Here is an 11,834-nt window from a genome sequence, read left to right on the forward strand (position 1 = left end):
GTCTAGTAGTCGAGGGTACCGCGCGGCTTGTGCTTCCGACGCTCGCCGGCCGCGAGCCGTGAAGGCAGTTAGCATCGCGGTGGGGCTACTGCCACCGCCCGGTTACTGCGCACAGGGCCGCAAGAGCCGCGGGGCCCGCGCTCGAGGCCCGAAGAATCTCCGTGCCCAGAAGCGTCGGCGTGGCACCAGCGCGAGCAAACCGGTCGATCTCGCTGTCACTAATACCGCCCTCGGGCCCGACGATGACCCACACGTCGCGAGGAATGCCTTCTTGCGTACCCGCGGCATGATTGAGATCGCGTAGGTGTGCCCCGAGTCCTACGGTTGCACTCTCGTGCAGGGCAAGAACCGTCGATCCGCTGTCAACTGCACGCGCGATTTGGGCAGCGAGATCGTCACTTGTGACGACGGGCTCGAGCACGGGGATGCGTGCGCGACGAGACTGTTTAACTGCGGCGTTGATACGCGCACGCCACTTCTCAAGTCCCTTACCCTCTTTCGCACCTTTCCATTGGACGACGCTGCGATCAGCTTGCCAGGGAATGATGCGGTCAACGCCAAGTTCGGTCGCCATTTCAATCGCCGATTCGTCGCGGCCGCCCTTAGCGAGCGCTTGGACGAGCACAAATGTCGTCTCCGGCGCTGGCTCGTGCGTGGGCGCGCTGCACAGCTGAATGTCGAAGCTACTCTTCGAGATGTTCGTGACGGTAGCCTCCGCCTGGTGACCGTGCGTGTCCGTCAGGAGGATGCTCTCGCCCGGGCGAAGCCGCATGACGCGTGCCCCGTGGTGCCCTTCGTCCCCGCCGATCTCGATTGAGCTTCCGGCGGTGGCGCCCTCGAGAGTCCCCTCGAGGAGAAGGAAGTTCTTGAGGCTCACAGATCGCGGAATTTCTCGCGGAGTTTCGCGAAGACGCCGCCGTCGCTGTGCTGGGCGTTCTTCGCCGCTGAGCGAAGGTCGGGTTCGTTGCGCATCTCGCCAAACTTCGCGAGGAGATCCTTTTCGGCACCCGAGAGTTTCTTCGGGATCTCGACGCCCACCTCGATGAGGATGTCGCCGCGAGAGTCGCCGCGCAATGCAGTGACGCCGAGGTCGCGGAGCCGAATGACATCACCGGGCTGAGTTCCAGCCTTGATCTCGACCTCGCGCTCGCCGTCGAAGGTCGTGAGAGTGGCCTTCGTGCCAAGGGCCGCGGCAATCATGGAAATTGTGAGGCGCGCGAGCAGATCGTTGCCTTCGCGATGGAAGATCTCGTGCTCCTTGACGCGAACCTCGACGAAGAGGTCTCCGGCGGGGCCGCCAGCCTCACCCGCTTCGCCCTCCCCGCGAAGCTGGATGCGGCGACCTGTATCGATGCCCGCGGGAACGCGCAGCGTAATCGTGCGCTCCTCCTGCACACGGCCGTGCCCCTGGCACTCGCTGCAAGGATTCTCGATGATCGTGCCGTGTCCCTGGCAGGCCGAGCACGGCGCGAGTTGCACCATCTGACCAAGCAGAGAGTTCACCGTGCGCTGCACGTGACCGCTTCCGCTACAGACGGTGCACTTCTTCGTTCCCGTTCCGGGCTCACAGCAGTTACCGTGGCAGCGATTGCAGGTCACAGCCGTCGCGAATGTCAGCTCCTTTTCGGAGCCGAAGACGACGTCATCGAGCTCGAGTGTCATGCGTCGGAGGATGTCGTTGCCGCGCCGCTCGCGCGGGATCGGGCCACGCCCGCGTCCGCTCATTCCTGACGCACCCGCGAACACATCGAAGAGGTCGGAGAAATCGAACGTCGCTCCCCCGCCGAAGCCACCGAAGCCACCGCCCCCAAATGGGTTCTGACCGCCCATGTCGTACATTCGACGCTTTTCGGGGTTGGAGAGGGTCTCGTATGCCTGAGAGACCTTCTTCATTTGATCGGCTGCGGCTGGATCGGGATTGACATCGGGGTGCAGCTTGCGGGCCTTCTTGCGGTAGGCCTTCTTGATCTCGTCCGCGCTTGCGTCCTTTGAGACGCCGAGAATCTCGTAAAAGTCGTCGTTCACGAAGTGTGGTTCCTTGAGAGTTGGGTTCAGTTCTTAACCGATGAAACGGGAAATGTACCGCGCGACAGCGCGCACGGAAGAAATCGAGGTCACGTAGTCCATGCTCGAGGGGCCGAGGATCGCGATGCGCGAGGAGGGGGAGGCAGCGCCCGCCGTTTCGGTATAGGCGCTCCCCACGAGGGCCGCTCGCTGAAGGGCATCGCCCGAAACGCTACTGAGTTCCTCGCCGATCAACACATCGACCTCGCCGAAGTTCGAATGCATCTCGCCGAGGAGTCGAAGGAGCACGAGCTGTTCCTCGAGCAGGTCAAGCATCGGCCCGACCTCGCGAGAGAATTGCTCGCCTCGCGCAAGGTTCGAGACTCCGCCGACGATCATGCGATCCTCGCGGCGAGAGGCGAGCAGCTCACCGAGCGTGTCGAGCACCTCGGTCGCCGCCGCGCGGGTCAGTTCGGATTCCGCATCGAGCAGTGCCTCCAGATCCCCGCCCACGGAGGTCACGGGCCTTGACGTGCATACCCGATTAATGCGCTCGCGAAGCCTCTCGTAATAGGCGGCCTCTTGGGGATGTGTGAGCGAAATCGTCTGCTGATCCACGCGCCCCGCGTCTGTGATGAGCACGACGAGCAGGAGAGTCTCGGATGTCTTCACGAGCTCAACGTGGCGCACGTGTGCTTGTCGCAGCGCCGGGTACTGCACGACCGCCACTTGATTCGTGAGACGCGACAGCAGGCGCACCGTGCGCGAAAGAAGGTCATCAAGGTCGTGGGCGCCGTCGAAAAACGTCTGAATCGCGCGCCGTTCAGGAGCCGAGAGAGGCTTGACTTGCGCGACGTAGTCGACGAAAACGCGATAGCCCTTGTCGGTGGGAATGCGACCCGCCGACGTGTGGGGCTGCATAATGAGGCCCTCTTCTTCGAGCACGGACATATCGTTGCGTACGGTCGCCGCGCTGACGCCGAGTTCGTGCCGCTCGAGCAACGACTTCGAGCCCACCGGTTCGCGAGTCGCCACGTAATCTTCCACGATCGCGCCGAGGATGCTGAGCTTGCGCTCATCCATACTTCTCATCCTTTCGCGCGTTAGCAGTCACAGGCTTCGAGTGCCAATACTACGCGTAGTGCGCGACCCTTGCACGGTGTGGCGATCCCCTGTGAGCGAACACGCCCCTGGTAGCGTAAAGCGCCGTGAATATCGATCGATACGGCCACGACGTCCTTTCCGGTACCGGGGATGCCTTTCACCCGAAACGCCCCGCGAGCAGGGATGTCCCTGCCGAGCGCGGGCTCGTCGTCGAGGATGTGCAAACCGGCTGGGTCGGCGCCGTCACGCGCGTGGAGAAGTCGGGCGGTATCCACATCGTCGAACTCGAGGATCGTCACGGGCGCCTTCGCACGTTCCGCCTCGGCCCCGGTTTTCTAATCGATGGAAAGCCCGTTCGCTTGACCCCGCCAACGAGCGGCGGTCCGACGGCTGCTCGGCAAACGTCAGCCCCTAAACGAAGCGCGTCGGGCTCAACCTATGTCGAAGGGGCCCGTGCCCGCGTCGCGCGCGGCTCCCGGATTTGGGTTGAAGGCAAGCACGATGCGGAACTCGTGGAGAAGGTGTGGGGGCACGACCTGCGCATCGAGGGTGTCGCCGTCGAGATGCTCGATGGCGCCGATAATCTCCTCGAGCGCGTGCGGGCATTTAACCCCGCGCCGGGCCGCAAGCTCGGAATCCTCGTGGACCACCTCGTTCCCGGATCGAAAGAGACGCGGATCGCCGAGGCCGTCATGCGGGAGAAGGGCGTTGCGGGCAACGTGCTCATCCTTGGCCACCCGTACGTGGACGTGTGGCAAGCCGTGAAGCCCGCACGAGTGGGGCTTGAGAAATGGCCCCACATCCCCAAGGGAACCGACATCAAGGTGGGATCACTTAGGGCGCTCGGCCTCCCCGCCGAGTCCCAAGCCGATATCGCCGAGGGCTGGCAGAAGATCCTCTCTCGTGTGCGCTCGTACGCCGATGTCGAACCAACGCTCAGCGGGCGTATCGAGGAGCTCATCGACTTCGTCACCGCTCCCTGACCTGGAGCAGCCCCGGATTGCATAGAGGTTGTGGGGGTTTGAGCTCGGGAGCAAATCCGACGCTTACCTCGCCCGCGCTCAAGGGCCACCGGAAGCGTCGACTGAGCGGCCGCGTCCCCGCCTCTGCCGGAATCTACGGAGTGGGTGGTCTGGAGAGAATTCGACTCTGCGTACGAGTACATTAAAGACACACCAGGAAGAATCACTTGGTACGACATAAGTCCTCTGGCGGGTATGGCGTGTCACTGAGTAATCTTGGGTTCGATAAACCCAATACCTCTACCGTTTGCTTGACCGGAGCCTCATCTGCACTGAACGCGATCGAAAGTACGAGGTGGGTTCAGGTAAGTGCAAAATCGAGTCAGCGGCGACTTTCGAAAGCGTAGGAATCTCATGATTTTTAGGTCCGCGTGGTTTATGGTCATTTTCGTTGTTGTCGTGATGATCGTGGCGATCCTGCTTCTCGGCTTTCTAATTTTTACCGTTCTTCAACAATTCGTCGCCCGGAATAAGAAAGCGGACAACGAAAGTGATCAACATGAACCGTAGGGATCACCCGAGTCTCAGCCGCTTCAAAAGCGCTCTCAAGGCAAAACATCGCGCGTGATGGCATCGGCGATGAGCCGGCCGGCGTCGGAAAGCCTCACGATCCCGCTATCCCACGCACTCGCATCCAACCGCCCCGCTGCCACGTGCCGCTCGAGCACCTCGCGTGCCTCATCGCTCGAGGTGAGCGGATTACTCGCCGCGGAAAATCCTTCGCGAAGGCGCATCTCGAGCATGAGGCGTTCGAGCGCGCGATCCTCATCAGAGACCTGCTCGGAGCCATCCACGGGAAGCCGGTTCTGCGCAAGAGCCGCCGCGTAGCGCGAGGGGTGCTTGAGGTTCCACGAGCGGTAGCCGTCGCGGTGTCGATGCGCGCCGGGGCCGATCCCCCACCAGTCGCGGCCCCGCCAGTAGGCGAGGTTATGGCGGCACTGAAACTCCTCGCCGTGCGCGAAGTTCGAGACCTCGTACCACTCGAAGCCCGCGGCTCGCGTGCGGTAGGCGATGAGCTCGTAGGCATCGGCCATGAAGTCCGGATCGGGCTCGCTGAGTTCGCCGCGGCGCAGCTGGCGGGCCATTTTGGTGTTGCCCTCGACGATGAGCGAGTATGCGCTCACGTGGTCCGGCTGCATCTCGGTGATCGCGTCGATCGTGGTCTCGACATCCGCGAGGCTTTCCCCCGGCGTTCCATAGATCATGTCGAGGCTCACCTGCAGGCCTGCCTCCCGGGCCCACGCGACGGCCCGCGGGACGGACTCTGGGTTGTGGGTGCGGTCGAGGATCGCGAGCACACGCGGCACCGCCGATTGCATGCCGAAACTCACGCGTGTAAACCCAGCCTCGGCAAGTCGCATCAGGGAGTCTCGCGTAACGGAGTCGGGGTTCGCCTCGGTCGTCACCTCGGCGCCCGGGGCGAGAGGGATAAGCGAGTCGAGGTGGGCGAGCATGCGCGCCTGGTCATCTGCAGGCAGAAGCGTGGGGGTCCCGCCTCCGAAGAACACGGTGACCACGCGGTCGTACGTGAAGTCCGACGCTTGATCGTCTGCGAGTGTGAGCTCCATTTCGCGCATCGCATTGGCAGGATATTCGGCTTGCGATCCTCCCCCACCAAGCTCCCTCGCCGTGTAGGTGTTGAAGTCGCAGTAGCCGCAGCGCACCGCGCAAAACGGCACGTGAATGTAGACCGAGAGCCCTCGGCGCTCGGCGTTAGTTCCCGCGGCCATCGGTGATGAGCGAGGCAGGGAATTCGAAGGAGATGCCGGCGCTCTCGAGCGCCGCGAGGCACCCCCTTGCCATCGAGGTGTACACGGGCGTTTCCGTGTCGCGGGCCCAGCTCAAGAGTGCCTTGGCGCTCGTTGGATCGATCTCGCTCGAGAGACCGCGGAAGATCTCGCCTATGCTTACGCCGTGCTCGGGAACCGAAAGCACTTCGATTTCGTCACCCGGGCGCACAACGCCTTCCCGCACAACGCGGAAGTACGCGCCCGACTTGCCGTAGGCGTTGAAGCGGCGGCCCCATGCTCCTCGGGGCTCGATCCCAGCCTGATCGGCGAAGCGCCCCATCCACACGGCGAAAGTTTTGCAGGGCTGGCGCGGCCCGCTCGCCTGAAGCTCGGCACCGCCAATCCGCCAGCGCGAGCCAATGACAACCTCGTCAGTATCAATGCCCTCCGTGACGAGATTTTCGCCGAAGGCACCGTCGGGCAGACCACTCAATCCCTCCCGGCGCGCAAGTTCGTCGCGGGTTTCGCGCGCGAAAGCGTACACGGCCTTGAAAAGACCGCCGTGGTGTTCGGTATCGCCCTGCACATCGCCAAGCACGCCGTGCGTAAGGAGCTTGATGCCCTCCGCGCGCGGGACCTTGTTGATCCCCGAGCGGATGCCCGTTTCCTCGACGTGGAAGAGTGATTCCACCGTGCACGTCGCAATCACGCGCGCGGGGCCTTGAGCGATAGCGACCGAAAGTGGTTCGACGTTCATGTTCGTCCCCTTACTTGTTTTTGCCGTCCGACGATCCGCCGTCCGAGCGCAGCGCCGCGATGAAGGCCTCTTGCGGCACGTCGACCGAGCCGATCGACTTCATGCGCTTCTTACCTTCTTTCTGCTTCTCGAGAAGCTTGCGCTTACGGGAGATGTCGCCCCCGTAGCACTTGGAAAGCACGTCCTTGCGGATCGCGCGAATGTTTTCGCGCGCAATGATGCGCGAGCCGATCGCCGCCTGGATCGGCACCTCGAACTGCTGGCGCGGAATGAGGTTCTTGAGCTTGCCAGCCATTTCCACGCCGTAGTGGTAGGCCTTGTCGCGGTGCACGATCGCACTGAACGCGTCCACGGTTTCGCCCTGGAGAAGCATGTCAACCTTGACCAGGTCGGCCGCTTCCTCGCCCTGAACGTCGTAGTCGAGCGAGGCGTAGCCCTTCGTACGGCTCTTGAGCTGATCAAAGAAGTCGAACACGATCTCGGCGAGGGGAAGAATGTAGCGGAGCTCAACGCGGTCTTCGCTCAGGTAGTCCATGCCCTTCATCGTGCCGCGCTTGGACTGGCACAGTTCCATGACGGTGCCCACGAATTCCTTGGGCACGAGGATCGTGGATTTCGCAACGGGCTCGCGGATCTCGTGGACCTTGCCCTCGGGGAAGTCGGAAGGGTTGAGCACCTGGACTTCGGTGCCGTCCTCCATCGTCACGTGGTAAATCACGCTCGGGGCCGTGGAAATCAGGTCCAAGTTGAACTCGCGCTCGAGCCTCTCGCGCACGATCTCGAGGTGGAGAAGGCCAAGGAAGCCCACGCGAAAGCCAAAGCCCAGCGCGGTTGAGGTTTCAGGCTCGTAGTTGAGCGCGGCGTCGTTGAGTTTGAGCTTGTCAAGCGCGTCGCGCAGCGCCGGATAGTCTGAACCGTCGATCGGGAAGAGACCCGAGAACACCATAGGTTTCGGTTCTGAATATCCGGGAAGGGCTTCTTCGGCACCTCGGAGCGCCGCGGTTACCGTGTCGCCGACCTTCGACTGGCGCACGTCCTTCACACCCGTGATGAGGTACCCGACTTCGCCGGGCCCGAGGCCCTTGGTGGGCTTCGGTTCGGGAGAGATCACGCCGATCTCGAGAAGCTCGTGAGTCGCGCCCGTCGACATCATCTGGATCTTTTCGCGCGGGTCGAGTGTGCCATCCACAACGCGCACGTACGTCACGACCCCGCGGTACGTGTCGTACACGGAGTCAAAAATCATCGCGCGCGAGGGGGCGTTGATCTCGCCTTGCGGCTGCGGGACGGTGCGCACGACATGGTCGAGCAATGCCTCGACGCCTTCGCCCGTCTTGCCCGAAACCTTGAGAACATCCGAGGGATCGCAACCCACGAGCTGAGCGATTTCCGCCGCGTACTTTTCGGGATCGGCGGCAGGAAGGTCGATCTTGTTGAGGACGGGGATGATCTCGAGGTCGTTATCCATCGCGAGATAGAGGTTCGCGAGGGTCTGCGCTTCAATCCCCTGAGCGGCGTCGACGAGCAGAATCGCGCCCTCACAGGCCGCGAGCGAGCGAGAAACTTCGTAGGTAAAGTCCACGTGGCCCGGCGTATCAATCATGTTGAGCGCATAGGCTTCGCCGTCCACAACCCACGGCATGCGCACGGCCTGACTTTTCACGGTAATACCGCGCTCGCGTTCAATATCCATGCGGTCGAGGTATTGGGCCCGCATCGCACGTTCGTCGACGACCCCGGTGAGCTGGAGCATCCTGTCAGCGAGGGTCGATTTTCCGTGATCGATATGCGCAATGATGCAGAAGTTACGGATCCTCTCCATAGAGGTCGCGGCTGGCTCAATCTCGCGCATGTTCGCGGGGGCGCTAGTCAACGGGAATCCTTTCGACGGGCATAGATGATTCCATTGTCCCATGCACGGACAGTTTTGGCTCGTTCACGCGGGCCCACGCAAGGGTTGATACGGTCACATCATGAGCCTTTTCTCCTCCCTCCGGTCCATCGCGGGCTCCCTTGCCCGCAACCGTCAGGTGCAACGCGCCGCCCGTCGCCTTGCGCGGGAGGGAGTGCGCTCGCTCGAAGGAAAAATGAAGGGTTCCGACGGTGGCCGGGCAAGCGTCGGGCCAGATTCGCGCGCCGATGCTCGCTCAAGCGACACCCGAACCGCTCTCCCCGACCGTGCGGGCAACGCTCCCCTGAACATCACGTACGCCCCCGCCGCTGATGGCAATCCGGATCCGGGCGAAATCGTGTGGGCGTGGGTCCCGTTCGAGGAGGACCGCTCACAAGGTAAAGACCGCCCCGTTCTCGTGATCGCCGACGAAGGCGGCGGCGTAATCGTGGCGCTCATGCTCACCTCGCGCGATCGCGGCAAAGGCGATCACACCGATGAGCACGGCAATCGTTGGGTCGATATCGGCACCGGGTCGTGGGATTCGCGGCATCGCCCCTCCGAGGTGCGGGTCGATCGGCTCATTAGACTCGAAGCGGCGAAGGTGCGACGAGAGGGCGGCAAACTGGACAAAGCACGCTTTGAGCGGGTGGCTAATGCCACACGTGACGCGCATGGCTGGTGAGTTTTAACTCTGGGCTTTCACGCTTAGCGCTGGTAAAGTTGACGGCTGTATGTGTGAACATACTGCGCTGTGTGCGGCGCACTTTCGTCCCTTTCGTGTCTCTGGGGCAGAGTGCTGCATGCGCCGGCGTGAGTTTTTCCGTTCGTGATGCGAACGTTTGACGTCTCCAGGCGACACCCCACCGCCCGTCCCCGTCGAGCGCGAGCACCTCTCATGAGCGGCGTTTCACCTCAACATCTAGAAAAGGCACCTCGTGGCAAACATCAAGTCCCAGATTAAGCGCAACAAGACCAACGCGAAGGCTCAGGCACGCAACAAGGCGTACCGCAGCGAGCTCAAGACCTACGTGCGTAAGGTTCGCACCGCGGTCGCTGCCGGCGATGCGGAAGCATCGACCAAGGCTCTTCGTGAGGCTTCGCGCAAGCTCGACAAGGCTGTGTCGAAGGGCGTCATCCACAAGAACCAGGCTGCAAACCGCAAGTCGGGTCTCGCAAAGCTTGTAGCGACGCTCGAGAAGTGAGCATAATTCTCGCGTTTTAGCGTGACGGAAGGCCCCGCTTCGGCGGGGCCTTTTTGGTTGCCTCTTCGGCAGTGGATCGACCCGTGCGCCGACCTACCTAGCCGAAGATGACCCGCACCTGCGCGATGAGGTCCTTCGCGAATGTCAGCACGAGAAGAAGCGTGAGAAGCGCACCACCAATCACCCACAGAGCGGTTCGCCAGTCGAAACGATTCATGCCCGCCCCCTCCTCGCGCGCGAAATCTCTACGATAAGGCGTTGAAGCGCCCACATTGGGTCACGATCATTACCCTTAACCGCGGCATCCGCTGCGGCGAGGGATTCGAACACCGAGGCGAGCGCGCGCTCCGAGTAGTGGCGGGCGAGCTGAGCGTTGTTGCGGAACATCCAGTCCTGCATGCCTGTGCTCTTTGCCGTCGCACCGGGAATCGCTGCCTGCGCCACCTGCCTGGCCTTGCGCACAATCGTCGCGACGATGGCGACGGGAGACAGCCCCGAGAGTTCGGCTTGGCGAAGCAGCACGAGCGCTTCGCGTTCTTTGCCGGCGAGGCAGGCGTCGGCGATCGCAAATCCCGTTGTCTCCGCGCGGCCTGCCGTAAGAGCCTCGACGTGCCTGAGCGTGATGGGGCCAGCCTGCTGACCCGGCTCGGGCTCGGTGTCGCGCATGAGTTGGGTGCTCACGGCCGCTAGTTCCATGAGGTCTGCCCCGAAGGCATCGACGAGAGCTTTAACCGCATCGGAGTTGACGCGGCGCCGCGCGCGTGAAAACTCGCTCATCGCGAAGGTCATCTTTGCTTTCGCGGTTTTGATCTCTGCCGCGTTCACCCATGGAGCGCCCGATTTCTTCACGGCGTCGAGGAGCTTCTTGGCGCGCTGATCACCGCGATTGATGAGCACGAGCGTGACGTCCTGCTCGGGACTCTGCACGTATTCCATAAGAGCGTTGATGAGAGGCTCCGCGCCGCGTGTCACCTCATCGATGATGACGAGGCGTGGCTCGCCGAAAAGCGAGGGGGCCGTGTATTGAAGGACGTCGCTCTTGGTAATTTCGGTTGAGGTGAAACGGTGGATCTCAAGATCGGCGTGGCGTTCGCGACTGAGCCGGACGATGCGTTCGAGCGCGCGCTGGGCGAGGAGCGCTTCCTTGCCCGCGATAAGCACAACGGGCGCGGGTTCGATACTGTGCCACTGGACTTCGGCCATGGAGAAAGTCTATCGACCACATCGCGAACGCTTTGCGCTTGACGCGAGGTCAGCGGCTACGGTGGCTCATGACATCTAAATGTATACAACAAACTGGAGGTGGAACCCGTGTTGGGTTTGAGCGCGCTGCTGCTGTTCGTCATGGGCATACTCGCGGGCATCGTCAATGCAGCCGTCGGATCCGGTTCTCTCCTCACCCTCCCCGTGCTCCTCGCACTCGGCGTCCCGCCCGGCGTGGCTGTGCGCACCAACACGATCGGAATGTCCTTCGCGACAATCGCCTCCGTCCTTGGCTTCCGCAAAGAAATCGCGGCAGAGAAGCGCCACCTCGCTCCCCTTTCTCTCACCACGATCGTGTGCGCGAGCGCCGGCTCGATACTGCTCCTCCTCTCCCCCTCGAGCGCTCTCGACATCGTCGTGCCCATTCTCATCATCGTTGCGCTCGCCCTCGTCATCGGTCAGCCCTACCTGACGGCGTGGCTCAATAAACGGCGCGAGGCCGATCCTGGCACGCAAACGGGCCCCGTCGGCGAGGCATACGAAAGTCCGTGGCTCGTCGCGCCCATGGGGGCGGCCGCCGTCTATGGCGGATATTTCACCGCTGCACAGGGCGTTCTCTACATGGGGATCCTCGGCATCGCCACGTCCCGCAGCATGAAAGACGTCAACCCGGTCAAGAACCTCATGCAGCTCTACGTCAATGCGACGGCCGCAATTGTCTACCTCGTGGCGTTTGTGTTTTTCGACGCGCACGTGTGGTGGGTTGGCGTCGTCATTCTCGCCGCGGGCGGGATGATCGGTGGCTATGTTGGCTCGCACGTTGCGAAGCGGCTACCGAACTCGGTATTGCGCGCGACCATCGTCGTCGTCGCACTCGTCGCACTCGTGCGACAGTTCGTATAGAAAAACGTGAGGGCG

Annotated in this window: 11 protein-coding genes; 4 read left to right on the top strand and 7 right to left on the bottom strand. The window is 62.5% G+C overall.

Annotated elements, in window-relative coordinates; all coding sequences use genetic code 11:
• Positions 1 to 85: 85 nt before the first annotated feature.
• Genes HMPREF3176_RS05330 through hrcA form a run of 3 tightly spaced genes read right to left on the bottom strand, consistent with a single transcriptional unit; the run spans position 86 to position 3,087 of the window.
• Complete coding sequence (locus HMPREF3176_RS05330) at positions 86 to 877, bottom strand: 16S rRNA (uracil(1498)-N(3))-methyltransferase (RefSeq protein WP_070458699.1); 792 nt, start codon at positions 875 to 877, stop codon at positions 86 to 88.
• Positions 874 to 2,025, bottom strand: a complete 1,152-nt coding sequence (gene dnaJ, locus HMPREF3176_RS05335; RefSeq protein WP_016664460.1) for a molecular chaperone DnaJ — start codon at positions 2,023 to 2,025, stop codon at positions 874 to 876. The genes HMPREF3176_RS05330 and dnaJ overlap by 4 nt, the downstream gene beginning before the upstream one ends.
• Positions 2,026 to 2,058: 33 nt before the next feature.
• Positions 2,059 to 3,087, bottom strand: a complete 1,029-nt coding sequence (gene hrcA / locus HMPREF3176_RS05340; RefSeq protein WP_016664459.1) for a heat-inducible transcriptional repressor HrcA — start codon at positions 3,085 to 3,087, stop codon at positions 2,059 to 2,061.
• Between the two features lie 125 nt (positions 3,088 to 3,212).
• On the opposite strand from hrcA, the gene HMPREF3176_RS05345 reads away from it, so the two are divergent.
• Complete coding sequence (locus tag HMPREF3176_RS05345; RefSeq protein ID WP_016664458.1) at positions 3,213 to 4,091, top strand: DUF3097 domain-containing protein; 879 nt, start codon at positions 3,213 to 3,215, stop codon at positions 4,089 to 4,091.
• A gap of 584 nt (positions 4,092 to 4,675) precedes the next feature.
• On the opposite strand, the gene hemW is transcribed toward HMPREF3176_RS05345, so the two are convergent.
• Genes hemW through lepA form a run of 3 tightly spaced genes read right to left on the bottom strand, consistent with a single transcriptional unit; the run spans position 4,676 to position 8,469 of the window.
• On the bottom strand, positions 4,676 to 5,860 hold the full coding sequence (gene hemW / locus HMPREF3176_RS05350; RefSeq protein WP_016664456.1) for a radical SAM family heme chaperone HemW: 1,185 nt from the start codon (positions 5,858 to 5,860) through the stop codon (positions 4,676 to 4,678).
• A complete protein-coding gene (locus HMPREF3176_RS05355; RefSeq protein ID WP_070458701.1) occupies positions 5,844 to 6,617 on the bottom strand; it encodes an MOSC domain-containing protein in 774 nt (257 codons plus the stop codon). The genes hemW and HMPREF3176_RS05355 overlap by 17 nt, the downstream gene beginning before the upstream one ends.
• A 10-nt stretch (positions 6,618 to 6,627) precedes the next feature.
• Positions 6,628 to 8,469, bottom strand: coding sequence for a translation elongation factor 4 (gene lepA / locus HMPREF3176_RS05360; protein ID WP_034372992.1), 1,842 nt, complete (start codon positions 8,467 to 8,469; stop codon positions 6,628 to 6,630).
• A gap of 121 nt (positions 8,470 to 8,590) precedes the next feature.
• On the opposite strand from lepA, the gene HMPREF3176_RS05365 reads away from it, so the two are divergent.
• Positions 8,591 to 9,193: a type II toxin-antitoxin system PemK/MazF family toxin gene (locus tag HMPREF3176_RS05365; protein WP_070458702.1), complete on the top strand. Its 603-nt coding sequence runs from the start codon at positions 8,591 to 8,593 to the stop codon at positions 9,191 to 9,193.
• A gap of 253 nt (positions 9,194 to 9,446) precedes the next feature.
• The gene (rpsT, locus tag HMPREF3176_RS05370) at positions 9,447 to 9,713 is read left to right on the top strand and encodes a 30S ribosomal protein S20 (RefSeq protein WP_016664452.1); all 267 of its coding nucleotides are present in this window, start codon (positions 9,447 to 9,449) and stop codon (positions 9,711 to 9,713) included.
• Between the two features lie 213 nt (positions 9,714 to 9,926).
• Here rpsT and holA read toward each other — a convergent pair whose 3' ends face one another.
• On the bottom strand, positions 9,927 to 10,916 hold the full coding sequence (gene holA, locus HMPREF3176_RS05375; protein WP_016664450.1) for a DNA polymerase III subunit delta: 990 nt from the start codon (positions 10,914 to 10,916) through the stop codon (positions 9,927 to 9,929).
• Between the two features lie 99 nt (positions 10,917 to 11,015).
• Between holA and HMPREF3176_RS05380 the strand changes: the two genes are divergently transcribed.
• Positions 11,016 to 11,819: a sulfite exporter TauE/SafE family protein gene (locus HMPREF3176_RS05380; RefSeq protein WP_051120649.1), complete on the top strand. Its 804-nt coding sequence runs from the start codon at positions 11,016 to 11,018 to the stop codon at positions 11,817 to 11,819.
• The last annotated feature ends 15 nt before the right edge of the window (positions 11,820 to 11,834 follow it).

Source organism: Dermabacter sp. HMSC08H10, from assembly GCF_001807585.1.
Classification (GTDB): Bacteria; Actinomycetota; Actinomycetes; order Actinomycetales; family Dermabacteraceae; genus Dermabacter; species Dermabacter hominis.